Source organism: Streptomyces sp. NPDC001407 (assembly GCF_042895325.1).
GTDB lineage: Bacteria > Actinomycetota > Actinomycetes > Streptomycetales > Streptomycetaceae > Streptomyces.
Map to the genome: position 1 here is coordinate 12,416 of NZ_JBIAWF010000038.1, position 24,993 is coordinate 37,408.

Below are 24,993 nucleotides of genomic sequence, written 5' to 3' on the forward strand. Positions count from 1 at the left end.
AACCGTAGAGGTTGAGCCGGAGGGTGGGGCGGGGGTCCGCCCCCGTCCCACCCTCGGGGTCACTTGCGGAAGGCCAGCAGGATTCTGTTGCCGTCCCCCGACTTGCTGCCCGACAGCCGCTTCGTGGCGATGTAGAAGCGGTCGTTGTCGTAGAGGTAGCGCGCGTCGAAGAAGGCGTTCTCGGTGGAGGTCATGGACGCCGGGATCTGGAGCAGGACCTTGGGGTCGCCGTCGGAGCCGACGCTGACGACGGCACCCGCCTTGTCGTACGACGCCCTCTGATACGCGATGACCTTGTCACCGTCCGCCTTGAGGGGCAGCAGCTCGCGCTTGCTCGTGTTCTTGGCGGCCCACTTGCGCTTGCCGCTGTCGAGGTCGAAGGCGTGGATCTCGTTGCCGGACGAGTAGTTGCCCTCGGTCGGCAGATACAGGGTGCTGTCCGTGACGGCCACGCCCTGGCAGCCGCCGAGGTCGTGGTTCACGATCGACATCCCGCAGGTCGGCGCGTACGCCTGGCCGGCGAAGTCGATGACCGAGCGCTCCTTGCCGTCCTTGAGCGCGATGACACCGCCGGTCTTCTTGTCGTCCGACAGGACGGAGACGACGGCCGGTTCGGTGGAGTAGATCTTCTTGGTCCGAAGGCCCTTGCGGCCGTCCCAGGTCCAGGTGGCCTTGCCCGTGGCCGGGTCGACCTTCTCGACGTGCGAGGTGTTGTCGCTCACGCAGCTCCAGGAACGCAGCAGGGCCTTGCCGCCCGCGTAGCCGTCGATGCCGCAGCCCGCCTGGATGTCGGGGGTGGAGATGGTCTCGCCGTCGCTGACCCGGATCATGCCGGAGCCGCCGAACCAGGCGGCGCCCACGGCGTCGCCGCTGATGGCCATGTCGAGGCCGATGAAGCTCTCGGCGAAGCCGCCCGACTTGGGGATGGGCTTGTCCCAGACCTTCTTGCCCGCCTTGAGGTCGAGCATGGCGTAGTTGCCGCACTCGTCCTTCTTGTCGCCCTCGTACGCCACGACGACCTTGCCGTCGTCCGTGGTGTCCTTGGGTGCCGCGCACACCCGCTTGGGCAGCGGGACGGACCACTTCTCCTTGCCGTCGTCCGTGGAATAGGCGACGACCTTGTCCTGCACCGTCTTGACCACGTGGTCGCCGATCACCCAGATGCCCGGGACATCGGCGCCGGCCCGGTCGACGTCGGGGCCCTTCTGGTCGATGAGGATCTTCGCCTCGCCGGCCTGGCGCGCGTCGTTCGGGTCGTTCTCACCGCCGTCGCGCGGGCCCGCGGTGCCCTCGTCGCCACCGTCCTTGCCGCCCTTGGCCGGGGCGGCGCTGCCGTGGGCGCTGGGCTTGTCCGAGCCCTTGTCGTCACCGGTCAGCGCCCATACGCCACCGGCCGCCGCGACCAGGACCGCGAGCGCCGAGCCGATGATGAGGGCCGTCCGCTTCTTGTCCGGCCCGCCCGAGGGCTGAGGGCCGGGAACGCCGAAGGGCTGGGCCGGGGGCGGCGGGAAGGCGCCGTACGGATTGGGCTGTTGCGCTCCGGGCTGTTGCGCGTACGGGTTGGGCGGGTACGGCGGCACACCGCCGGCCTGGCCCGGCTGCCCCGGGGCGTGGGGTGCGCCCCAGGCCTGCGGGGGCGCGGCGGGCGGCTGGGCCGGGGGCGCGGGCGGCTGGTCCGGGGTGGCCGCGGACTTCGCCAGCGATGCCGGCGGAGTGGCGGGGGCCGGGGGTCCGGCGGGGGTGGTGGGGGGCTGCTGGGGTGTCTGCGGAGCGTTCGCGGCCGGATCCCGCGGTGCGCCGAAGCCGCCCTCGGGGGGCTGGTTCGGGGGCATCGGTGGGGGTGGGGGCGGCTGGACCATCAGCGCTTACCTCTTGCTGTGCGGGCCCGGCGCCCGTTCTGCCTCCCCCCGCGATCCGATGGAATGTCAGCATTCCAACGAAAAGGAGCGAATCGGGCGCGGATCCCGCGCCGTTATGGCTTTCGAGCGGGAAATCTTTCTATCACCCGGTTCCGGCGCCGGCCGGGGCCGGTTGCCTCGGGGGCCGTTGGTGAGGTGGGGACGGGCCTGCCGCGGCGACGCGTATGACGATTAGTCTTGACGGGTGTACGCACGGGAGAACCGCACACCGGGCCCCTCCCGTCGGAACAGGGGGAACCCCGGGCGGTCGGACGACGGGAACGGTCGGGCCCGACAGGCAGCACATGGGCGTCAGACCACATCAGCAGGAGGCAATGTGAGCAGCGATCGGGACGAGCTCCGCGCGGGCGGGACCACAGCCGGCGAGGACCGGTCCGACGCGGGCCACGAGAACGAACCCGACCACACGGGCGAGTTCACGATCGACTACACACCACCGGCTTGGTACACGCAGAACGCGATGTCGCAAGCCACTGGTGCGGCCGGCTCCGCCGGTGGCCCGGCCGTCGGCGAGGGTGACGCGGGCCGGAGCGCCCCGCCCCCGCCTTCGGGTGAACCGCTGGCCCCGCCGGTTCCGCCGTCGGCTCCGCCTGGTCTGCCGCCCGTGTGGACACCGCAGTCGGCCGACGCCACGACCCCGGACGAGGGCACGCCGGTGACGGACGGGCTGCCCTTCGGCGCCGGTGCGGCGGACGGGCTCTCGCCGTCCGCTTCGCAGGGCGACGGTTCCGAACTGCCGTTCGGGGCGGAGGCGCCCGGGACTCCGGTGGCGGACGACGCGGTGCCCTCACCGGTCGAGGCCCAGGCGGGCGCCGACAGCGGCGCGCCCGTGGAGCCCAGTGAGGACCAAACCCCGGCTGACGACAACAGCGCGGCGGACACTCCCGACGCGGACCCGCTTCCGTTCGGAGCGGAGGCCTCCGAGGCCGGTGGCGACGTTCGCAGCGAAGGGACCATGCGGTTCTCTCCCAGCGCTCCGCAGGGCGAAGCCGACGGTGATGCCCGCGAGGGTGATGTGCGCAGTGAGGGAACCATGCGGTTCTCCGCCGCCACCGCGCGGGAAGAGACCCCCGACCGCGCCGAAGAGCCGCGGCCCGCCGCCGACGCTCCCCGCGCCGACGGCACGATGCGGTTCTCGGCCGCCGCTCTGCGCGACGAGGTCGCGGAACGCGCCGAGGAGCCGGGCGTCCGGCGCGAGGGGACCATGCGGTTCTCCGCCGTGGCGCCGCCGGACGGTGACGCGGAGCAGGCCGCCGAGGCGTCAACTCCCCAGACTTCCGAAGCCTCCAAGGTCCCCGAAGCCCCCAAGGTTTCCGAAGCCCCCGAGGCTCCCGCCCCCGAGCCGTGGGCCCCGCCGTCGGTGCCTCAGGCCGCGCTGCCCCCGCTGCCCCCGGACTTCCAGCCCGCCGTCCCGGCCCCCGACGCTCCCCCGGCCGCCCCGGCACCGGCACCGGCGCCCGCGCCCGCACCGGCCGCGCCTTCGCGTCCCGACGTCGCCCCGGCGGCGCCCACTCCGCCGCCCGCGCCGGCCGACGCGCCCCGAGGCGGCTATGGCTACCCCGGTCAGGCGGCGCCCCCGGCACCGCCGTCCCCGTACGCGCAGCCGACGGCCGCGCCGCAGGGCGGTTACGGCTACCCGCGCCCCGACGCGGCCCCTGCCCCGGCCCCGGCACCCGCGCCGTACGCCCCGACTCCCGTGCCGCAGCCCGGAGTTGGGCAGGCTGACCTGTACGCGCAGTACACGCCGGGCGCGTACAACCATCAGAACTCCCACCCCCGGCCCGAGGCGCACCCTGCGGCGGACGCGCCCCAGCCCATGGCCAAGCCCTCTCCGTACGCCCCGCCCGCCTCGCCCGTGACGCCGCCTCAGGCGCCCGTGGCTCCGGAGGGTTCCGCCGAGGCGGTTGCGCCGCAGCCGCAGAGCTCTCCCGGGGAGCCGGCACCGCAGGCGCAGCCGGGCGTGCAGCCCGGCGGGTACGCGCTGCCGCCCGCCGTCACGCCGGACAACGGCGCCCTTCCGCCGCTCGCCGAGCAGCAGCAACAGCCGCAACCTCAGCCCCAGCCGCAGCCGCAGCCCGGCGTCCCCGTGGATCCGCGGTCGGGCGGGTGGCCGACCGTGACGCCCGAGCAGCGGCAGCGGTCCGTGCACGGGGCCCCGCTGGGGTTCACGGCGTCCATGGAGCTGTCGTCGGAGCGGCTGCTGCGCAACAAGCCGAAGCCGAAGAAGCAGCCGAGCACCAGCCGGTTCAAGTTCGGCGGCAAGAAGGAGGAGGCGGAGCGGCAGCGCAAGCTGGAGCTGATCCGCACCCCGGTGCTGTCCTGCTACCGGATCGCCGTCATCAGCCTCAAGGGCGGCGTCGGCAAGACGACGACCACCACCGCGCTCGGGGCGACGCTGGCGAGCGAGCGGCAGGACAAGATCCTGGCGATCGACGCCAACCCCGACGCCGGTACGCTCGGCCGCCGCGTGCGCCGGGAGACGGGGGCGACGATCCGCGACCTCGTCCAGGCGATCCCGGGCCTGAGCAGCTACATGGACATCCGCCGCTACACCTCGCAGGCGCCGTCCGGGCTGGAGATCATCGCCAACGACGTGGACCCGGCGGTCTCGACGACCTTCAACGACGAGGACTACCGGCGGGCGATAGACCTGCTGGGCAAGCAGTACCCGATCATCCTCACCGACTCGGGCACCGGCCTGCTCTACAGCGCGATGCGCGGCGTCCTCGACCTCGCGGACCAGCTGATCATCGTCTCCACGCCGTCCGTCGACGGTGCCAGCAGCGCCAGCACCACGCTGGACTGGCTGCACGCGCACGGCTACGCCGATCTCGTCTCGCGCAGCGTCACGGTGATCTCGGGGGTCCGGGAGACCGGCAAGATGATCAAGGTGGAGGACATCGTCTCCCACTTCGAGACGCGGTGCCGCGGTGTCGTGGTCGTGCCCTTCGACGAGCACCTGGCCGCGGGTGCCGAGGTCGACCTGGAGATGATGCGGCCGAAGACGCGCGAGGCGTACTTCCACCTGTCCGCCCTGGTCGCGGAGGACTTCACGCGGGCACAGCAGCAGCACGGGCTGTGGACCGGGGAGAACCCGCCCGCGCACCAGGCGCCGCCGGTGCCGGGCGCCTACGTCCCCGGCCAGCCGGGCGCCCCCGGGCCGTACCAGCAGCCGTACGACCCGTACGCGGGCGGACAGCCGCAGGCGCAGCCGTATCCGCAGCAGCCGTACCCGTACGGTCAGCCGCAGCCGGGCGCCCCGTACCCGCCGGCGGGCGGGCAGCCGCAGCCCGGTGGCGGCTACGGCTACCCCCAGCAGTACCCGCCGCAGCAGAGCTGAGCGGATGACGGAACGGAAGGGCCCGGGCGATGTCGCCCGGGCCCTTCCGTCGTCCCGTCAGCGACTCACGCCGTGACGTGCGCGGCGTCGTGCGCCGCCACCAGGTCGCGCGCCCGCTTCACATCACCGGCCATGCACTGCAACAGCGCCTCGATGGAGTCGAACTTCTCCATGCCGCGCAGGTAGGCGAGGAAGTCCACGGCCACGTGCAGGCCGTAGAGGTCCAGATCGGTGCGGTCGATGGCGTACGCCTCCACCGTCCGCTCGGTCGCGTCGAACTGCACGTTCGTGCCGACCGAGATGGCCGCGGGCATGGCCTCGCCGCCGACGGTCAGCCAGCCGGCGTAGACGCCGTCCGCCGGGATCGCGGTGTGCGGGAGCGTCTCGACATTCGCGGTGGGATAGCCGAGTTCGCGGCCGCGCTGCGCGCCGTGGACGACGACGCCCTCGACGCGGTGCGGGCGGCCGAGGATCTCCATCGCGCCCGCGACATCGCCCTCGGCGACCAGGCGCCGGGTCAGGGTGGAGGAGAACGGCTGTCCGTCGCCCGCCTCACCCGTCACATAGAGGTCGATGACCTCGACGTCGTAGTCATAGGTGGCGCCGAGCTCCTTCAGGAGGTCGACATCGCCCGCCGCCCGGTGGCCGAAGCGGAAGTTGGGGCCCTCCACGACCAGCTTGGCGTGCAGCTTGTCGACCAGCACCTTCACCACGAAGTCCGCGGGCGAGAGCTTGGAGAACTCCGCCGTGAACGGCAGGATCAGCACCGCGTCCACACCCAGCTCCGCCATCAGCTCGGCGCGCCGGTGGTGCGGGGCCAGCAGCGGCGGGTGGCTGCCCGGCCGCACGACCTCGCTGGGGTGCGGGTCGAAGGTCACCACGACGGCGGGGACGCCGAGCGACCGCGCCCGCTCCACCGCACGCCCGATGAGCAGCTGGTGCCCCCGGTGCACCCCGTCGTACGAGCCGATGGTGACGACGCTGCGCCCCCAGTCCTGGGGGATGTCCTCCAAGCCACGCCAGCGCTGCACTGTGCCCGCTCCTCGCCCGAACCCGAACTGTTGTCTGTCGATATACGCAGGACTAAGAGTGCCATGCTGGCTCGCGGCGGTCCGCATCGGCCGGTCCACCGGCGCTCGCCCCGCCCGCCCCGGCCCCGCCGGTCAGCCTGATCCGCGCCCGCGGCCCCACCACTACGGCCCACTGCGCGGGCGCGGACTTCAGCCAGCGGCGCACCTGTTCACCGAAGACCGGGATCTCGCGGGCCAGCTGCGTCAGCCGCCGGTCGAAGCAGGCCGCCCCCTCCGCCGTCCGCGCCATCAGCAGGCCGGTGCGGTGCACGAGATCGCGCGTGCGGGCCTCCGTGCGCTCCCCGGCGCCCGCGGCCACGGCCCGCAGCAGGGCGTCGAGGACGGTGACGTCGCGCTCGTACGGGCCGTACTGCTCGCGCTCCAGCAGCACCTCCAGCAGCTCCTGGCGCAGGGGGCGGGACAGCGAGGTGCCGGGTGCCGCGAGGACGGGGGCGAGGGCCCGGCGCACCTGCGCGGAGCGGCTGCTCAGCAGGTGCACGACCAGCGGGAAGAGCACGGACCGGGCGGCGGGACCCTCCTCCAGCCGCCGGTCGACGAAGGCCGCGGCGTGGTCGGCGCCTTCGGGGCGGTGCTCGATGTGCTCCTGGACGAGCGCGGCGGCCCGGCGGGCCAGGGCGGGGGCCGAGACCCCGGCGAGGGCGCGCAGCACCAGGGCCGGGCCGTCGCCCGGCTCGTACAGCCGCGCCCGGAAGATCGCGAAGACGGGCTCGGGGTGGGTGGTCAGGGCCGTCGCGAGGGCCTCGGCGGGCAGGTGGGGGTCGCCGGCGGCGAAGCGGACGATGGCCTGCGGGAGGTATTTCGCGCGGGTCTCGGGGTCGCGGACGAGAAGGGCGAGCGCGGTGCCGTGCAGGGCGCCCTCGGCGGGGCGGGCGAGGAGGGCGAGCGCGGAGTAGCGCAGCAGTTCGCGGTCGGCGTCGATGGTGACGTGGGGCGCGGTGCGCAGGGCGTACGCGGCGGCGGCGACGTGCCGCTCCAGCCGGTCGTCGTGGGCCCAGCGGTCGACGGCCCGGCAGAGCGCGGACGGCTCGTCCTCGGCGAGGGCGTTCAGGAGCTCGTCGGCGCGCGGGTGCCCGGCCTCCACCAGGGCCTCGGCGAGGTCGTCGACGGCGCGGTGGCGGTGGGTGTGCAGCAGCACCTGGGCGGCGGTGGAGACGGTGAGGCGGGCGCTGTCGGGGTAGGGCGCGGCCTGGAGCGGGCGTTCGTCGCTGAACCAGCGGCAGATGAGGGGCTGCGCCGCGCAGGGGTCCTCGGCGAGGACGGTGGCGACGGCGGGCAGGAAGCGGTCGCTCTGCGGCGCGTGGGCGCCCTGGTGCGGCGCGAGCTGCGCGTGGTCCTGGGCGGGGGCGGCACCGGGCGGCGGGCCGTCGGCGGGGAGGAGCAGGCGCAGCAGGTCGAGGCGGTCGGCGAGGCCGAGCGGCAGCCGGAGCCAGAACCAGGGTCCGAACTCCGCGAGCCCGCCCAGCGCCCGGCTCGCGTCGCTGTCGAAGCCGCCGAGGTCGACGGCGCGGGCGGTGATCCGCTCGGCGAGCAGCCGCAGCGCGCCGAGATAGGGGGCGGCGTCGGGGACGCGGAGCAGCGTCTCGCCGAGCAGGTGCGCGGCCCACCAGGCGGGGTCGGGCAGGGCGGGGGCCGGTGCGTCGGTGAGGGCGGTGGTCCGGCCGAGGGCGGAGCGCCCGGCCGGGGAGAGCGCCTCCACGGCGTGGACCAGGGCGCGGAGGCGGTCGGCGAGGGCGGCGGGGCCGGAGCGCCGGGCGAGCAGGAGCAGCGCCTGGAGCACGGGGCCGATGCGGTGCCGGGGCACGGGCAGGGGTCTGGGCTTCTCCTGCTCGGCCGCGCCGCGCTTGGTGCGGCGGCGGCCGGCGCCGGCGCGGGGCGGCCGCTTGGAGCCGGGGGGCGGTGGCACGTGGCCCTCGGGGGCGGCCCCGGTGCCCGGCCGGGACGGCAGCCTCTCCTCCGCCTCCAGGCCCGCGCTCTCGTGCTCGTACCAGCGGTGGACCAGCGCGTGCAGGGCCGCGTCGAGGTCGAGGTGCGCGCCCTGGAGCCAGTCGGCGAACTCCTCGTGCGCGAAGCGGTAGCCGCTGCCCGCGGGGACGAGGAGGCCCTCGGTGAGCACGGCGGAGGCCCAGCCGTTGCGCCAGGGGAAGAGCTCCTCGAAGGCCTCGCGCTCCAGCTCCCCCTGTCCGGGCCCGAGGCAGCGCCGGGCGGCCTCGTGCACCTGCCCGGCCACGCGGGCGGCGAGCCGGCGCACCGTGGTGCCGCGCAGCGGTGGCCTGCGGTCGGCGGAGAGCCGTACGGCGATGCGCAGGCAGGTCAGGTCCAGAAAGGCGGAGAAGACGTCCCAGCGGTCGGGCGGCCGGGCGCCCTCGTCCTCCTCGGACGGGGCCGCGTCCGGGAGGGCGGCGCGGACCTCCGCGAGCAGCCGGAGGGCCAGGGGGTGGGCGGCGTCCGCCTGCTGGATGGCCTCCTCGGGGACGCCGTAGACGGCCCGGGCCTCGGCGGCCTGCCGGGGGGTGAGGTCGGTGAGGCGGACGCAGGGCGGCAGGCCCCGGGGGGCGGGGGCGTCGTCCGGGACGTGCAGGGCGGACGGCGGGAAGAGGGCGCCCGCCGTCTCCCAGTGCTCGGGGCGGCAGGCGATGACGATCCGGGCCGACACCTCCCCCAGCCACTTGGCGGTGGCGGCCGTCCAGGCGGGCAGCCCGTGGGCGAGGACCGGGGGGAGCTCCTCTGGCCCGTCGAGGACGATGAGCAGGGGGCGCCCCACGCGGTGCGCGAGGGCGGCGACGGCTTCGGGGGTGGCCTCGGCCGGATCCCCCACGGTGCCCGCCGTGCCCGCCGAGGCGGTGACGATCCGCGCGGCCGCCTCCAGGGCGCGTGCCACGGCGTCCCGCACGCTGTCGTCGCCGTCGCGCAGGTCGGCGCCGCGGAGCCAGATCGTGGGCGCGGGCTCCGAGCCGCGGGCCCGCCGGGAGGCGAGCGCGCCGAGCTCAGTCGTACGGCCGGTGCCCGGCCCGCCGACGAGGCCCAGGACCAAGGGCCCGAGCGGCGGGCGGGTCTCCGGTTCCGCTTCCGGCCCTGCGCCCGGCTCCGCTTCGGTGTCGGCCTCCCGGTCGTCGGGCGGGGCCGCGGGCTCGGCCGCGTCGCCTCCGCACGGCAGGCCGCCTTCCGGGCCGTCCGCGCCGCCGGCCGGTTCCGGCCCGTCGTCCGCGCCGGTGAACGGGGGGCGCGGGCACGCCAGGAAGCGCTCGAACTCCCTGGCGATCTCCGGCCGCGGGACGGGGTCGCGCCAGGCGCGCGCGGTGCTGACCTGCCCGAGGGAGGTGGCCGTGAGCTGGAGGGCTCCGGCGAGATTGAGGTCCGGGCCGTAGGCCGGGATCGTGGCGGCGTTGCGCTCCAGGAGGGCCGCCAGGGGGCCGTCCGGGGTGGCACCGGCGGCGGCCCGGAGCGGGATCGCGAACCCGCCCGACCGGCGCTCGGCGTGCAGCGCGGTACCGAGGACGGCGGCCACCGTTCCCGTGCGGGCGTCGATGACCGGGCCGCCGGTGGCCTCCTCGCCGAGGCGCAGTCCGTCGCGCTCGCCCAGCGACAGCTCGACGGCCGCGTCCAGCAGATGGAAGCGGTCGGTGGCGGTGTAGGTCACCAGCGCCTCGCCGACGATCCGCGCGGTCTGCCAGCGGCCGGCGCGCAGCCGGACCTCCGTGCCGTCCTCGATCCAGTCGGCCGCGGCGACGGGCAGCGGCCGCACGCCGAGGCCCTCGGTCCGGACCAGCGCGAGGTCGCAGCCGGGCAGCTGGGTCACGGCGTCCGCGCCGACCAGGCAGGTGCGGTCACCCGGCGCGAGCAGGACGAGGCGGGCGAGCCCGTCGACCGCCTCGTGGCTGGTGATCATCGTGCCGCGGTCGTCCGCGAGGAACCCCGTGCCGCGCGGTCGCCCGGCGAGGTCTCTGATGCGCACCAGGTACTCGTCCGCATCGGTCCGCCGACCGTTCATCCGTCGAACCTCCCCGCCGTGCACTTACGTCGACGGTAGGCAGCGGATGATCGGCAGGACAGATCGCACCCGGAACGCGCCCCCTTCCACCCCCTCCGTTCACTCCGAGCGCCTGCCCAATGGGGTGAATCCTCCGCATGGAGCGGATGGGGAGCGGAGAGAAGGGCATCGTGGGACGGGGCGCGTCCGTACGCGCCCCGTCCCACGATGCGTGCCGGAGCCGAAGCCCCGGCGTCGTTGTCAGCCCCTCAGGCCGTCAGGCCGTCAGGTCTCAAGCCGTCCGTCCTCAGGCTCCAGGCCTCAGACGTCAGACCTCAGACCTCAGCCGAAGACGGCCAGGCTCTTCGCCTTGCCGCCCTGGTTCTCGACCAGGACGAGGAAGCGGCCGTCCGGTCCGAAGACCGCGACCGGCCCGGTGCCCTCGAAGAGCGGCATCTTGAGCCGCACGCCATTGCCGAGCAGGCGCGCCTGCTCCTCATTGACGTCCCAGCGCTGGAAGGCCGCGGCCGCCGCCTCGGCGACCGGCATGACGCCCAGCTCCTCCTGGATCTGCTCCAGCGTCCGGGCCTCGCCCAGGCCGTACGGACCGACCCTGGTGCGCCGCAGCGCCGTCAGGTGGCCGCCGACGCCCGTGTCCGCGCCCAGGTCGCGGGCGAGGGCCCGGACGTAGGTGCCGGAGGAGCACACGACGGAGACCAGCACGTCCTGCACCGGAGTGCCGTCCTCCGCCTCGGCCGGATGCACCGCGTGCACCACAAAGGAGGAGACCGTCACCGGGCGGGCGGGGATCTCGAAGTCCTCGCCCTCGCGGGCCCGGGCGTAGGACCGCTTGCCGTCTATCTTGATCGCGCTGACCTTCGACGGGACCTGCATGATGGCGCCCGTCAGCTTGGCCACGCCCGCGTCGATCGCCTCGCGGGTGACCCCGGAGGCATCGGTGGACGAGGTGATCTCGCCCTCCGCGTCGTCCGTCACGGTGTTCTGTCCGAGGCGGATCGTCGCGACGTACTCCTTCTCGGTCAGCGCGAGGTGACCGAGCAGCTTGGTCGCCCGCTCGATGCCGAGGACGAGCACGCCGGTCGCCATCGGGTCGAGCGTCCCCGCGTGGCCGACGCGCCGCGTCCGCGCGATGCCGCGCATCTTGGCGACCACGTCGTGCGAGGTGAAGCCGGCCGGCTTGTCGACAATGATCAGACCGTCCGGCGGAGCCGGTGCCTTCTGCTTCATTCGGACGCCGCGTCCGTGTTCTCGGCGCCCTCGGCGTCCTCGTCCTCGCCCGGCTTGCGGTACGGGTCCGCGTCGCCGGCGTACGTCTTGCCGGAGGAGACCTCACGGACCTCCGCGTCCTTGGCCTTGGCCTTGGCGAGCAGGTCGTCGATCGTCCGGGCGTTGTCGGGCAGGGCGTCCGCGACGAAGGTCAGGGTCGGCGTGAAGCGCACCCCGGTCTCCCGGCCCACCGTGGAGCGCAGGATGCCCTTGGCGCTCTCCAGGGCGGCCGCGGACGCGGCGCGCTCCTCGTCGTCGCCGTAGACCGTGTAGAACACGGTCGCCTCGCGGAGGTCACCGGTGACCCGGGTGTCCGTGATGGTCACATAGCCGAGCCGCGGGTCCTTGATGCGGCGCTGGAGCGTCTCCGCGACAATCTCCCGGATCCGGTCGGCCAGCTTGCGCGCCCGCGCGTTGTCGGTCATGCGCCTACTTCTTTCTTCTTCGGTTCAGTCATCAGTCGTCGTCGCCGTGGATCCGCCGTCTCACCGACAGCAGTTCCACCTCCGGCCGCCCGGCGACAAGCCGCTCGCAGCGGTCCAGTACGTCCGTGAGGTGCCCCGTGTCGCCGGAGACCACCGCGAGCCCTATCCGGGCCCTGCGGTGGAGGTCCTGGTCGCCGACCTCCGCCACGCTGACCGCGTACTTGCGGGCCAGCTCGGCGACGATCGGGCGGACGACGGAGCGCTTCTCCTTCAGCGACCGGACATCGCCGAGGAGGAGGTCGAAGGACAGAGTCCCTACATACATGCGTGACGGGTGAGGCCCACCCGGGAGGCGTGTGGGGGCACCCCCAGCGGCAGCCGGGGGATAGCTGGTGTGTACGAGCTCCTAGAACCGTACATGCAACGGCCGGGGCCGATCGACGGGATTTCTCCCGCCGACCGGCCCCGTCCCGCGTGCCGCCCGGCCACCGTCACCGGTGGACGCGCCGCACGCGGCAGTCGCTACGCGGATCAGCCGCGCGGCTTCTCGCGCATCTCGTACGTCGCGATGACGTCGTCGATCTTGATGTCGTTGAAGTTTCCGAGGTTGATACCGCCCTCGAAGCCCTCGCGGATCTCGGTGACGTCGTCCTTGAAACGACGCAGACCGACGATGTTGAGCTCCTCCGCGATGACCTTGCCGTCGCGGATGAGTCGCGCCTTGGTGTTGCGCTTGACCTCGCCGGAGCGGATGAGAACACCCGCGATGTTGCCCAGCTTGGACGAGCGGAAGATCTCGCGGATCTCCGCCGTGCCCAGCTCGACCTCTTCGTACTCCGGCTTCAGCATGCCCTTCAGGGCCGCCTCGATCTCCTCGATCGCCTGGTAGATGACCGAGTAGTAACGGACGTCGACGCCCTCGCGCTCGGCCATCTGCGTGGCACGGCCCTCGGCGCGGACGTTGAAGCCGATGACGATGGCGTCGGAGCCGGTCGCCAGGTTGATGTCGGACTCGGTGACCGCACCGACACCGCGGTGCAGGATCCGGATCTCGACCTCTTCGCCGACGTCGAGCTGGAGCAGCGAGGACTCGAGAGCCTCCACCGAACCGGACGCGTCGCCCTTGATGATGATGTTGAGGTCCTGCACCAGACCGGCCTTGAGCACCTTGTCGAGGTCCTCGAGGGACACCCGGCGGGTGCGCTTGGCGAAGGCGGCGTTGCGCTCACGCGCAGCGCGCTTCTCGGCGATCTGGCGAGCCGTGCGGTCCTCGTCGACGACGAGGAAGTTGTCGCCGGCGCCCGGGACGTTGGTCAGACCGAGGACGAGGACGGGGGTCGAGGGACCCGCTTCCTCGACGTTCTGGCCCTTGTCGTCGAGCATCGCGCGGACACGGCCGTAGGCGTCACCGGCGACCATCGTGTCACCGACGCGGAGGGTACCGCGCTGGACGAGCACGGTGGCCACGGCGCCGCGGCCACGGTCGAGGTGGGCCTCGATGGCGATACCCTGCGCGTCCTGCTCCGCGTTGGCGCGCAGGTCGAGCGAGGCGTCCGCGGTGAGGACCACGGCCTCCAGCAGGCTGTCGATGTTCAGACCCTGCTTGGCGGAGATGTCGACGAACATGGTGTCGCCGCCGTACTCCTCGGCCACCAGACCGAACTCGGTGAGCTGACCGCGCACCTTGGTCGGGTCGGCGCCCTCGACGTCGATCTTGTTGACCGCGACCACGATCGGCACGTCGGCCGCCTTGGCGTGGTTCAGCGCCTCGATCGTCTGCGGCATCACACCGTCGTTCGCCGCCACCACGAGGATCGCGATGTCGGTGGACTTCGCACCACGGGCACGCATGGCGGTGAACGCCTCGTGACCCGGGGTGTCGATGAAGGTGATCGCGCGCTCTTCGCCGTTGACCTCGGTGGCGACCTGGTACGCACCGATGTGCTGCGTGATACCGCCGGCCTCGCCCGCGACGACGTTCGTCTTGCGGATGGCGTCCAGCAGTCGGGTCTTACCGTGGTCGACGTGACCCATGACGGTCACGACCGGCGGACGGGAGACGAGCATCTCCTCGCCGCCCTCGTCCTCACCGAACTCGATGGAGAACGACTCGAGCAGCTCGCGGTCCTCCTCCTCGGGGCTGACGATCTGAACGGTGTAGTTCATCTCGTCGCCGAGGAGCGTCAGCGTCTCGTCGGAGACCGACTGGGTGGCCGTGACCATCTCGCCGAGGTTCATCATCACGGCGACGAGCGACGCCGGGTTGGCGCCGATCTTCTCCGCGAAGTCGGTGAGGGAGGCACCGCGGGACAGGCGAATAGTCTCGCCGCCACCGCGCGGCAGCATCACGCCGCCGACGGACGGGGCCTGCATGGCCTCGTACTCCTGGCGCCTCTGCCGCTTCGACTTGCGGCCACGACGCGCCGGACCGCCGGGACGGCCGAAGGCACCCTGCGTGCCACCACGGGCACCCGGGCCGCCGGGACGGCCACCGAAGCCGGGACGACCGCCGAAGCCGCCGCCACCGCCGCCGGGGCCACCGCCACCGGGACGACCGGCGAAGCCGCCGCCACCACCGGGACGACCGCCACCACCGGGACCGGCCGGACGGCCGGCGAAGCCGCCGCCACCCGGACGACCGGCACCGCCGGGACGACCGGCGCCGCCGCCGGGACCGCGACCGCCGCCGCCGGGACCCGGACGCGGACCCGCGGCCGGACGCTGCGGCATCATGCCGGGGTTCGGACGGTTGCCCGCGGGAGCGCCACCGGGACGCGGAGCGCCACCGGGACCACCCTGCGGACGGGGCATGCCGCCCGGGGTCGGACGAGCGCCGCCCTGACCCTGCGGACGCGGGGCGCCGCCGGGGCCGCCCTGCGGACGCGGGGCACCCGGACCGGGCCGCTCGCCACCGGGACGCGGGGCGCCACCGGGACGGGGGGCCTGCGGGCGGGCCATGCCGGTGGAGCCACCGGAGGTGAAGGGGTTGTTGCCCGGACGGGGACCGGCCGGACGCGCGCCACCGGGACGCGGGGCACCCTGGCCGCCGGGGCGCGGGGCGCGCTCGGGACGGCCGCCCTCACGCTGACCGCCGTCACGGCCGGCGGGCGCCGGACGAGCCGGACGCGGGCCGGGGGTGGCACCGGGGCGCGGGGTGGAAGGGGCCTGCTGGGAGGGTGCCTGCTGCGCCGGGGCCGGAGCGGAGAACTCCGCGGCCGGGACCGGGGTGACAGGGGCAGGCTTGGCCGGAGCCGCCGGAGCGGGCTTCGGGCCGGGGCGCGGACCGGGAGTCGGCGCGGCGCCTGCGGGCTTGGGGGTGGAAGTCTCCGCGGCCGGCTTGGGGGCCGGAGCAGCGGGACGGGGGGCGCCCGGAGTGGGGGCACCCGGCTTCGCGGGCGCGGCCTTGCGCGGCGCCGCGGGCTTCGCAGCGGACTTGGCGTTGCCGCCAGGGCCCTGCAATGCGTCAGTCAACTTACGGACGACGGGCGCCTCGATCGTCGAGGACGCCGAACGGACGAATTCACCAAGTTCTTGGAGCTTGGCCATGACGACCTTGCTCTCTACGCCGAACTCCTTGGCGAGTTCGTATACCCGGACCTTAGCCACTTCGCTCCTTCTAGGTCCGGGGTGTCCACCGGACCGTCGCTACTTCATGGGCGTACTCATCGCGTACTCATCGAGTGCTCATCGCAATCTCGACCTACTTCCAACTCGCGAGGTACCTGACCGCACGGTTTCCCGTGCCGTTCTTCTTACGGTGTTGCCTGCCGGTGCTGCCCTTACTCATCGATCCGCTCGATGAATCGGCGCAGTTCCGTCACGTCGAGCGGGCCCTGGGCCTTGAAGGCCCGGGGGAACGCCCTGCGGCGGACCGCCAGGTCGAGACAGACCAGTGTGGGGTGCACGGACGCACCCCGGCCGGGCAGCGTACCGCGAGGGTCGGGGACGCAGGCGCCCTCGATCATCACGATCCGCAGCAGATCGCCCTTGGCCGCTCGCTCCCGGCATCCCACACAGGTTCGCTCAGGGCATGCGCGGGCATGCGTCCGGCCAGACACTGATTAAGTCTACCTCCCCGCGCCGACCTCGCCCCTGGGGGGCCGTGATCGGGCACGAATACGTTTCGGCCACCCTGCGTGGCCGCCTCCCGGGGCCCGCCGCGGCGGGCCCCGAAGTCCGTCGGCCGGCGCCATGGGCGCCGGCCTTCGCGGATCAGTCCTGGTCAGTCCTGGTCCGACTGCTCCGTGTCCGGGCGGATGTCGATGCGCCAGCCGGTGAGGCGGGCGGCGAGGCGGGCGTTCTGCCCCTCCTTGCCGATGGCGAGCGACAGCTGGTAGTCCGGCACGGTCACCCGGGCCGAGCGCGCGCCGAGGTCGACGACCTCGACCTTGCTCACCCGTGCGGGGGACAGCGCGTGGGCGACCAGCTCGGCCGGGTCGTCCGACCAGTCGACGATGTCGATCTTCTCGCCGTGCAGCTCGGCCATGACGGCGCGGACGCGGCCGCCCATCGGGCCGATGCAGGCGCCCTTGGCGTTCAGGCCGGAACGGGTCGAGCGCACCGCGATCTTGGTGCGGTGGCCGGCCTCGCGGGCGATGGCCGCGATCTCCACCGAACCGTCGGCGATCTCCGGCACCTCCATGGCGAACAGCTTCTTCACCAGGCTGGGGTGGGTGCGCGAGAGCGTCACGGACGGGCCGCGGACACCCTTCGCCACCCGGACGACGTAGGTCCGCAGGCGGGTGCCGTGCTTGTACTCCTCGCCGGGGACCTGCTCCTGCACCGGCAGGATGGCCTCCAGCTTGCCGATGTCGACCAGGACGTTCTTCGGGTCCTTGCCCTGCTGGACGATGCCCGCGACGACGTCGCCCTCGCGGCCCGCGAACTCACCGAAAGTGATCTCGTCCTCGGCGTCGCGCAGACGCTGGAGGATGACCTGCTTGGCGGTGGTCGCGGCGATCCGGCCGAAGCCGGACGGGGTGTCGTCGAACTCGCGGGGCTCCTCGCCCTCCTCCAGGTCCTGCGGGTCCTCCTTGGCCCACACGGTCACATGGCCGGTGGACCGGTCCAGCTCCACGCGGGCGCGGCGGCGGCTTCCCTCGGTGCGGTGGTACGCGATGAGGAGGGCCGACTCGATCGCCTCGACCAGCAGGTCGAAGGAGATCTCCTTCTCTCGCACCAGACCCCGCAGGGCACTCATGTCGATGTCCACGGCTACGCCTCCTCTTGGCTCTCGTCGGTTTCGTCTGCGGCCTTCGCGGCCTTGTCGTCGGACTTGCGGTTGAACTCGATCTCGACGCGAGCCTTGGCGATCTCGCCGAAGGCGATCCGGCGGGCGGTGGGCTTGCGGCCCTTCACCCCGGGAACCTCCAGGTCCAGGCCCTCGTCGTCGACCGCGACGATACGGGCGACGAGCTCGCCGCCCTCCGTCAGCTGTGCCTTCATCAGGCGGCCGGTGGCACGCACATAGTGCCGGTGCTCGGTCAGGGGGCGGTCGGCGCCGGGAGAGGTGACCTCCAGGACATACGGGGTCCCGCCCATGGCGTCGCTCTCGTCGAGCTTCTCGGAGGCCGCGCGACTGAGGTCGGCGCACTCGTCCAGCTCGACGCCGGCGTCGGAATCCACGACGATACGCAGCACGCGGCGCTTGCCGGCGGTGGTCACCTCGACCTCTTCCAGATCCAGCTCTCGCGCGCTGACGAGAGGGGCCAGCAACTCGCGCAGCCTCTCGCTCTGGGTGGTGCTCATCCGGGTGACTCCTCGGCCGCGTGTGCTGTTGTGGGAAAGTCGCGTGTCAGGTCAAAGCCTATCTGTTCCGGCAGCCGACTGACGATTCCGGTCCCCTGCTCCCCGGCCTCGCGCCCGCGCGCGGGTACGCTCGCGGGCGGTGATCATGGCGGGACCTGGCGGAAACACAGAAAGTAGGCGCTCGTGGCGCTCACGACGACGACGCGGGGCGCTGCCGGTCCGCGCAGACGCGGGGTACTGACAGGCGGCGCGGCCCTGCTGACCGGCGGTGCCTCGGCGCTGCTGACCGGCTGCTCGGGCTCCGCCGGGGGCGGCGACGAGCGGACGTCGGCGGCGAACCGGCTGCGGGCGGCCGCGGGCCGGGACTCGGCGGAACTGCTGGAGCGGTACGACGCGACGATCGGCGCGCACGAGGCGCTCGCGCCCCGGCTGCGGCCGCTGCGGGCCGAAGTCGCCCGGCACGCCGAGGCCTTCGGAACCTCCGCGTCCGCCTCGCCTTCGGCCTCCGCTTCCGCTTCTCCTCCGGCGGGCGTTCCCGGGGGCGTTCCCGAGGACGAGAAAGAAGCCCTGGCCGCCCTCGCCGGGGCCGAGCGCCGCGTCCTGGACGCCCGTACGGCCGCGCTCGTCGGCGCGCCGCCCGAGCTCGCCCGGCTGCTGGCGTCCGTCGCCGCGGCGGGCGCCGGTCACGTCTTCCTCCTCGGAGGCGGCTCATGACGCCCTCGCCGTCCGGCACGGCGCGGACCCGCACTCTGGACGCCGCCCAGGCCGCCCTCGCCGCGGAACACGCGGCGGTGTACGGCTACGGGGTGGTCGGCGCGCGCGTCGACGAACCGCACGCCGCGCTGGCCCGCGAGGCGTACGACGCGCACCGCGTGCGGCGCGACGCGATGAGCCGGGCTGTACGGGACCTGGGTGGCACGCCGGAAGCGGCGGCCGCGGGTTACGCGCTGCCGTTCGCGGTCCCCGACGCCGCGGCCGCGGTGCGGCTGGGCGCGGAGCTGGAGAGCCGGGTCGCGGGCGTCTACGCCGACCTCGTACGGGATGCCACGGGCGCCCTCCGCCGGGACGCGGCCGCCGCGCTGCGGGAGGCGGCGGTGCGGGCCGTGCGCTGGCGCGGGGGCAGCGTAGCCTTCCCTGGGCTCGTCGAGCGGGCCGCCACCGGGGGCCCGACGGCCTCCCCCAGCGGTTCGCCGGACCGCGCCTGACCAGCGAAGACGAAAAGGACTGCCCAGGGATGACCAACGCGAACAACCGCCTCGAACCGCCGGAGCGGCTGGTGCGGACCCTGAGCCTCGAACCCCCGGACAGCCCCGCCCGCCGCTGGCTGGCCGCACTGCCCCAAACCTCCCAGGAGTGGCTGCGGCGCTGGGAATTGACACTCGAACGGGTGCAGGAGCCGGGCGGGCGCACCAGCCTGGTCCTCCTCGTGCGGCTGCCCGACGGCACGCCCGCGGCCCTCAAGCTCACCCCGCCCGACGGCACGGCGGCGCTGGAGCACGCGGCACTCACCCGGTGGGACGGCCGGTACGCGGTGCGGCCGCTGCGGGTCGATCCGGACGGCGGGGCGCTGCTGCTGGAGCGGCTGCACGGTGACATCAGCCTGCGCTCGCTCGCGGAGCCGAAGGCGCAGCTGGAGGCGGCGGCGGTGCTCCAGCGGCTGTGGGTGCCGACGGGCGACGACCATCCGTTCGGCAGCGTCGCCGAGCACACGGCGGCCCTCGCCGCGGACCTTCGGGAGCACCGGGAACAGCCGTGGGCGGCCGACGCGCGGGCCCTCGCCGACGAGGCGCTGGAACTCCGCGACGCGCTGACGGCGGCCCCGGCGGAGGAACCGGTGCTGCTGCACGGCGAGTTCCACCAGGGCAACGTGCTGGCCGGTGACCGCTCCCCGTGGCTGGCCGTAGGCCCGCGGCCGCTGGTGGGCGAGCGGGCCTACGACCTGGCGTGGCTGGTCGGCGACCGCGTCGACACGCTCCTGGCCGCGCCCGGCGCGGCGGCGGCCGCGCGGCGTCGGGTGTCGAAGCTCTCGGATTCGCTGGAGGTGTCGCCTGAGCGGGTGCGGGGGTGGGGGCTGTTCCGCGCGGTGTCCTCCGGACTGGCCGAACTCGCGTCGGGGCGGCGGGCACGGGGTGAACTGCTGCTGGAGTTCGCGGGGTTGTTGTAGGGGGGGGCGGGGGCGGCTGCGGGTGCGCGTCGCCTGCGGCGCTTTGTTCCCCTACCCCGCCCCTTCCCGAAACTGGGGCGCTGCCCCAGACCCCGATGTGCGGGTTCGTCGGCTGACGCGCAGCGCCTGCGGCGCTCGTCCTCAAACGCCGGACGGGCTGAAATCAGCCCGTTGGGGGCACCTCTGGGGGCACCCCCGGACGGAGTCTGGGGGAGGTAGCTGGGGGAGTTTGAGGACAGCGCGCGAAGCGTGCTTCGGGGATCTGGGGGCGTAGCCCCCGGTTTCGGGAAGGGGCGGGGTAGGGGAACAAAGCGCCGCAGGCGACGCGCACCCGCACTCAGGCACGAGTCCGGGGCGGAGCCCCGGCCGCGGCGGAGCCGCGCAACAGATGCTGCGGGAAGGGGCGGGGCTGGGGAGAAAAAATCAGCTCGCCGTCAGGCGACCCACCGCCGCCTCGATCGAGAGCTCCTCCCGACCCCCCGTCCGCCGGTCCTTGAGCTCGACGACACCCGCAGAAGCCCCACGCCCCACCACCAGAATCATCGGCACACCGATCAGCTCCGCGTCCGTGAACTTCACGCCGGGCGACACCCCCGCCCGGTCGTCGAGCAGGACCCGCACCCCGGCCCCGGCCAGCCGCTCGGCCAGGGAGGATGCCAGTTCCGTCTGGAGCGCCTTCCCCGCCGCCACCACATGGACGTCCGCGGGGGCGATCTCGCGGGGCCAGCACAGGCCGGCCTCGTCGTGGGTCTGTTCGGCCAGGGCGGCCACCGCGCGGGAGACGCCGATGCCGTACGAACCCATGGTCACCCGGACCGGCTTGCCCTGCTGGCCGAGGACGTCGAGGCCGAAGGTGTCGGCGTACTTCCTGCCGAGCTGGAAGATGTGGCCGATCTCGATCGCCCGGCCGACCTCCAGGCCCGCGCCGCACCGGGGGCAGGGGTCGCCCTCGCGGACCACGACGACGTCGAGGTACCGGTCGACCTTGAAGTCCCGTCCGCAGACCACGTTCCTGGCGTGCGTGTCCGCCTTGTTGGCCCCGGTGATCCACGCCGTGCCGGGCGCCACGCGGGGGTCGGCGATATAACGCACCGTCAGCCCCTGCGGGCCGACGTAGCCGCGTACGAGGTCGGGCCGGTCCGCGAAGTCCTCGGCCGTGACCAACTCCACGACGGCGGGCGCCAGATGCTCGCCCAGCTTGCCGAGGTCCACCTCGCGGTCGCCGGGCACGCCGACGGCGGTGATCTCACCGTCGATCTTGACGAGGAGGTTCTTGAGGGTGGCCGAGGCGGGCACGCCGAGGTGGTCGGCGAGGGACTCGATGGTGGGGGTGCCGGGGGTGTCCAGCTCCTCGACGGGGCCGTGCGCGGCCCCGTCGGCGGGCTCGATCCGTGCGGTCACCGCCTCGGTGTTGGCGGAGTAGTCGCACTGCGGGCAGTCCACGAAGGTGTCCTCACCGGCCGCGGCCGGGGCGAGGAACTCCTCGGACGCCGAGCCGCCCATGGCGCCCGAGACGGCGGAGACGACGCGGTGGTCCAGGCCGAGCCGGGTGAAGATCCGGATGTAGGCCTCGCGGTGCAGGCGGTAGGACTCGGCGAGGCCCTCGTCGGTGGTGTCGAAGGAGTAGGAGTCCTTCATCTGGAACTCGCGGCCGCGCAGCGCGCCCGAGCGGGGCCGTGCCTCGTCGCGGTACTTCGTCTGGATCTGATAGAGGATCACGGGCAGGTCCTTGTAGGACGTGCACTGGTCCTTGACCGTGAGCGTGAAGATCTCCTCGTGGGTGGGACCGAGGAGATAGTCGGCGCCCTTGCGGTCCTTCAGCCGGAAGAGCAGGTCGCCGTACTCCTCCCAGCGCCCGCTCGCCTCGTAGGGCTCCTTGGGCAGCAGCGCGGGCAGCAGGACCTCCTGGCCGCCGATGGCGTCCATCTCCTCCCGGACCACCCGGCAGACGTTGTCCAGCACCTTCTTGCCGAGCGGCAGCCACGTCCAGACCCCCGCGGACGAGCGGCGGACGTAACCGGCGCGGACCAGCAGCTTGTGGCTGGCGGTCTCCGCGTCGGCCGGATCGTCGCGCAGTGTCTTGAGCATCGTCGTGGACATGCGCTGGACGTGGGCCATCGTGGTCTCCTGCGTGCGTAGGGCGATTGGCAGGAGATTAGCCGCGGCCGGCGACGGCGGAGAAACGGGTTTCCGCGCGCTCAGCCCAGCAGGGGCAGGGGCGCGCCCATCACCACATAGGGGCTCGGGGCGCTCGGGAAGACGACCTGCCGCGCGAGGTCGCGGTAGCCGAGGCTGCGGTAGAGAGCGCGGGCCGGGCTCTCGGTGTCGATGGCGGAGAGGATGCTGCGGGGCTCGGCCGCGGTCGCGGTGATGGCCGTGATGAGGGCGCGCCCGATGCCGCGCTTCTGGTACTGCGGGTGGACGTGCAGCTCGGTGATCACGAAGGCGTCGTCGAGCCAGCCGTCGGAACCGGTGTTGCGCAGATACGGTTCGACGACGCTCGACCACCAGTGCCCGCGGCTGTTCGGCATGCCGTAGACGAAGCCGACGAGCCGCCCGTCCGCCGTCGTCGCCCCGAGGGCGCGGGCGCCCGGACAGCCGAGGTGCCGGAGCACGATGTGGCGCCGTACGCCCACCTCTTCCTCGGTGAGCCCGAAGGCCAGCGCCTGTACGCCCAGCGCCTCGTCGACGCGCGCGGCGAGGTCGAGCGGCCCGACCACGATGTCATCCATGCGGGGAGGCTACCTCTCCCTCGGGGCGGGGCGGCGGGACGGTCAGAACAGCACGCTCATGAACGCGCCGACTTCCTCGAAGCCCACGCGCCGGTACGCGGCCCGGGCCGCGGTGTTGTAGTCGTTGACGTAGAGGCTGACCACCGGCGACACCTCGTTCAGCGCGAACCTGAGCACCGCCGCCATCCCGGTCTCGGACAGGCCGCGGCCGCGGTGTTCGGGGGCCACCCAGACGCCCTGGATCTGGCAGGCGTGGGCGGTGGCGGCGCCGATCTCCGCCTTGAAGACGACCCGGCCGTTCTCGATCCGGGCGAAGGAGCGCCCCGAGCCGACGAGCTCGGCGACGCGCGCCTGGTAGAGCAGTCCGCCGTCGCCCGCCAGCGGTGAGATCCCGACCTCCTCGGTGAACATGGCCACGCACGCGGGCATGATCACGTCCATCTCGTCCTTGCGGATGCGGCGGACGAGCGGGTCGGGCGCGATGTCCGGGGGCATGGCCCGGGTCTGCATCAGCGGCTGGTGGGGGCGGACCTCGCGGGCCGGTCCCCAGTGGGGTTCGAGGAGCGACCACAGCTCGGCGGTGGCCTCGGCGGGGCCGACGATGGAGGAGCAGCGGCGGCCCGCGCGGCGGGCGCGTTCGGCGAAGGCCCGCACGGCCTCGGGTCCCGCGCAGACGGGGACGAGGTTGGCCCCGGCGTAGCAGAGGGATTCGAGGCGGCCGCCCGCGTACCAGCCCCACATCTCGCCGCCGAGCCGCCAGGGATCGAGTCCGGCGACCTGGACGCGGGCGGTGACGAAGGCGTTGGCGACGGGATCGCGGTCGAGGACGGCGAGCGCGCCGTCGAGCTCGCCGGGCTCCAGGACCTTGGTGGTGGTCGTCGTCAACACGTGTCGGAATGCCTCACCGTCGCGGGCCGGAGGCCATGGGAACAGGTCTTGGAACTGTACCTCTCTGGTACCCCGTACACCTCCCCTGCCTGCCCCTTGTCATGCGGAGACCGTCCGGGACGCGCGCGTGCCCCGCTCCGGGGAGCGGGGCACGGGGCGGTGCGGGTGCTGCGGGCGTGGGCGGGCTCAGCCGCTGACGCTGACCTCGGGCTCGCCGGAGGCGATGCCGTCCTGGCGCATCTGCTCGGCGATCTTGAGGGCTTCCTCGATGAGGGTCTCCACGATCTTGGACTCGGGGACGGTCTTGATGACCTCGCCCTTGACGAAGATCTGGCCCTTGCCGTTGCCGGAGGCGACGCCGAGGTCGGCCTCGCGGGCCTCGCCGGGGCCGTTGACGACGCAGCCCATGACGGCGACGCGCAGCGGGACCTCCATGCCCTCCAGGCCGGCGGTCACCTCTTCGGCCAGCTTGTAGACGTCGACCTGGGCGCGGCCGCAGGACGGGCAGGAGACGATCTCCAGGCGGCGCTGGCGCAGGCCGAGCGACTCCAGGATCTGCATGCCGACCTTGATCTCCTCGGCCGGCGGGGCGGAGAGGGAGACGCGGATGGTGTCGCCGATGCCCTCGGAGAGCAGGGCGCCGAAGGCGACGGCGGACTTGATGGTGCCCTGGAAGGCGGGGCCCGCCTCGGTGACGCCGAGGTGGAGGGGGTAGTCGCACTGGGCGGCCAGCTGCCGGTAGGCGTTGACCATGACGACCGGGTCGTTGTGCTTGACCGAGATCTTGATGTCCCGGAAGCCGTGCTCCTCGAAGAGGGACGCCTCCCACAGGGCGGACTCGACCAGCGCCTCGGGGGTGGCCTTGCCGTACTTCGCGAGCAGGCGGGCGTCCAGGGAGCCGGCGTTGACGCCGATGCGGATCGGGGTGCCGGCGTCGCCGGCCGCCTTGGCGATCTCCTTGACCTTGTCGTCGAACTGCTTGATGTTGCCGGGGTTGACCCGCACGGCGGCGCAGCCCGCGTCGATCGCGGCGAAGACGTACTTCGGCTGGAAGTGGATGTCGGCGATCACGGGGATCTGTGACTTCTTGGCGATGACGGCCAGTGCGTCGGCGTCGTCCTGCGTCGGGCAGGCCACGCGCACGATCTGGCAGCCGGACGCCGTGAGCTCCGCGATCTGCTGGAGCGTGGCGCCGATGTCGGAGGTCCTGGTCGTCGTCATCGACTGCACCGAGACGGGTGCGTCGCCTCCGACGGCCACGGAACCGACCTGGATCTTGCGGCTGACCCTGCGGTCGGCGAGCTTGATCGGAACGGAAGGCATTCCAAGCGAAATCGCTGTCATCTGGCGAGCAACCCCAAGGTGTGAATCAAGGTCCCGAGATCGGCGGGCTCCGGTCTTCGAGGTTACGGCAAGGCCGGACGGGCTGGAA

The 24,993-nt window shown here is 73.4% G+C and carries 18 protein-coding genes; 4 read left to right on the forward strand and 14 right to left on the reverse strand.

Annotation, left to right across the window (positions count from 1 at the left end; all coding sequences use genetic code 11):
* Nucleotides 1–59 precede the first annotated feature (59 nt).
* Nucleotides 60–1,832, reverse strand: a complete 1,773-nt coding sequence (locus tag ACFY1P_RS32970; protein ID WP_390752712.1) for a PQQ-binding-like beta-propeller repeat protein — start codon at nucleotides 1,830–1,832, stop codon at nucleotides 60–62.
* 403 nt (nucleotides 1,833–2,235) lie between these two features.
* Here ACFY1P_RS32970 and ACFY1P_RS32975 point away from each other — a divergent pair, with 403 nt between their 5' ends.
* Nucleotides 2,236–5,259, forward strand: coding sequence for an SCO5717 family growth-regulating ATPase (locus ACFY1P_RS32975; RefSeq protein WP_390752713.1), 3,024 nt, complete (start codon nucleotides 2,236–2,238; stop codon nucleotides 5,257–5,259).
* 65 nt (nucleotides 5,260–5,324) lie between these two features.
* On the opposite strand, the gene ACFY1P_RS32980 is transcribed toward ACFY1P_RS32975, so the two are convergent.
* The 9 genes from ACFY1P_RS32980 to rimP all read right to left on the reverse strand — a co-directional run bounded on the left by ACFY1P_RS32980 (nucleotide 5,325) and on the right by rimP (nucleotide 17,777).
* The gene (locus ACFY1P_RS32980; RefSeq protein WP_390752714.1) at nucleotides 5,325–6,290 is read right to left on the reverse strand and encodes a bifunctional riboflavin kinase/FAD synthetase; all 966 of its coding nucleotides are present in this window, start codon (nucleotides 6,288–6,290) and stop codon (nucleotides 5,325–5,327) included.
* 52 nt (nucleotides 6,291–6,342) lie between these two features.
* Complete coding sequence (locus ACFY1P_RS32985) at nucleotides 6,343–10,338, reverse strand: serine protease (RefSeq protein WP_390752715.1); 3,996 nt, start codon at nucleotides 10,336–10,338, stop codon at nucleotides 6,343–6,345.
* A 321-nt stretch (nucleotides 10,339–10,659) separates the two neighbouring features.
* Nucleotides 10,660–11,565 (reverse strand): tRNA pseudouridine(55) synthase TruB, encoded by a 906-nt coding sequence (gene truB / locus ACFY1P_RS32990; protein ID WP_361533463.1) that lies wholly within the window; start codon nucleotides 11,563–11,565, stop codon nucleotides 10,660–10,662.
* Nucleotides 11,562–12,029: a 30S ribosome-binding factor RbfA gene (rbfA, locus tag ACFY1P_RS32995; RefSeq protein WP_361533460.1), complete on the reverse strand. Its 468-nt coding sequence runs from the start codon at nucleotides 12,027–12,029 to the stop codon at nucleotides 11,562–11,564. The genes truB and rbfA overlap by 4 nt, the downstream gene beginning before the upstream one ends.
* Nucleotides 12,030–12,060: 31 nt before the next feature.
* Nucleotides 12,061–12,354, reverse strand: a complete 294-nt coding sequence (locus ACFY1P_RS33000; RefSeq protein ID WP_361533457.1) for a DUF503 domain-containing protein — start codon at nucleotides 12,352–12,354, stop codon at nucleotides 12,061–12,063.
* Between the two features lie 206 nt (nucleotides 12,355–12,560).
* A complete protein-coding gene (infB, locus tag ACFY1P_RS33005) occupies nucleotides 12,561–15,635 on the reverse strand; it encodes a translation initiation factor IF-2 (RefSeq protein WP_361533454.1) in 3,075 nt (1,024 codons plus the stop codon).
* Between the two features lie 173 nt (nucleotides 15,636–15,808).
* Complete coding sequence (locus tag ACFY1P_RS33010; RefSeq protein WP_390752716.1) at nucleotides 15,809–16,087, reverse strand: YlxR family protein; 279 nt, start codon at nucleotides 16,085–16,087, stop codon at nucleotides 15,809–15,811.
* 164 nt (nucleotides 16,088–16,251) lie between these two features.
* Entirely contained in the window at nucleotides 16,252–17,241 is a 990-nt protein-coding gene (nusA, locus tag ACFY1P_RS33015) for a transcription termination factor NusA (protein WP_361533448.1), read from the reverse strand.
* Nucleotides 17,242–17,243: 2 nt separating this feature from the next.
* Nucleotides 17,244–17,777 carry a ribosome maturation factor RimP gene (rimP, locus tag ACFY1P_RS33020; RefSeq protein WP_361533445.1) on the reverse strand — a complete coding sequence of 178 codons (534 nt, stop codon included), beginning with the start codon at nucleotides 17,775–17,777 and terminating at the stop codon, nucleotides 17,244–17,246.
* A 183-nt stretch (nucleotides 17,778–17,960) separates the two neighbouring features.
* On the opposite strand from rimP, the gene ACFY1P_RS33025 reads away from it, so the two are divergent.
* From ACFY1P_RS33025 to ACFY1P_RS33035, 3 genes are read left to right on the forward strand one after another with little or no spacing between them, the layout of a single operon-like run.
* Complete coding sequence (locus ACFY1P_RS33025; protein WP_390752717.1) at nucleotides 17,961–18,491, forward strand: hypothetical protein; 531 nt, start codon at nucleotides 17,961–17,963, stop codon at nucleotides 18,489–18,491.
* Nucleotides 18,488–18,982, forward strand: a complete 495-nt coding sequence (locus ACFY1P_RS33030) for a ferritin-like domain-containing protein (protein ID WP_390752718.1) — start codon at nucleotides 18,488–18,490, stop codon at nucleotides 18,980–18,982. Before ACFY1P_RS33025 ends, ACFY1P_RS33030 begins: the two co-directional genes overlap by 4 nt.
* A 29-nt stretch (nucleotides 18,983–19,011) precedes the next feature.
* The gene (locus ACFY1P_RS33035; protein ID WP_390752719.1) at nucleotides 19,012–19,941 is read left to right on the forward strand and encodes an aminoglycoside phosphotransferase family protein; all 930 of its coding nucleotides are present in this window, start codon (nucleotides 19,012–19,014) and stop codon (nucleotides 19,939–19,941) included.
* A gap of 423 nt (nucleotides 19,942–20,364) precedes the next feature.
* Here ACFY1P_RS33035 and ACFY1P_RS33040 read toward each other — a convergent pair whose 3' ends face one another.
* From ACFY1P_RS33040 to ispG, 4 genes are all read right to left on the reverse strand, one after another.
* Entirely contained in the window at nucleotides 20,365–22,059 is a 1,695-nt protein-coding gene (locus tag ACFY1P_RS33040) for a proline--tRNA ligase (protein ID WP_390752720.1), read from the reverse strand.
* 80 nt (nucleotides 22,060–22,139) lie between these two features.
* A complete protein-coding gene (locus ACFY1P_RS33045) occupies nucleotides 22,140–22,673 on the reverse strand; it encodes a GNAT family N-acetyltransferase (RefSeq protein WP_361532824.1) in 534 nt (177 codons plus the stop codon).
* Nucleotides 22,674–22,715: 42 nt separating this feature from the next.
* Complete coding sequence (locus ACFY1P_RS33050) at nucleotides 22,716–23,561, reverse strand: GNAT family N-acetyltransferase (RefSeq protein WP_361532827.1); 846 nt, start codon at nucleotides 23,559–23,561, stop codon at nucleotides 22,716–22,718.
* A gap of 186 nt (nucleotides 23,562–23,747) precedes the next feature.
* Nucleotides 23,748–24,905, reverse strand: coding sequence for a flavodoxin-dependent (E)-4-hydroxy-3-methylbut-2-enyl-diphosphate synthase (gene ispG / locus ACFY1P_RS33055; RefSeq protein ID WP_361532830.1), 1,158 nt, complete (start codon nucleotides 24,903–24,905; stop codon nucleotides 23,748–23,750).
* Between the last annotated feature and the right edge of the window lie 88 nt (nucleotides 24,906–24,993).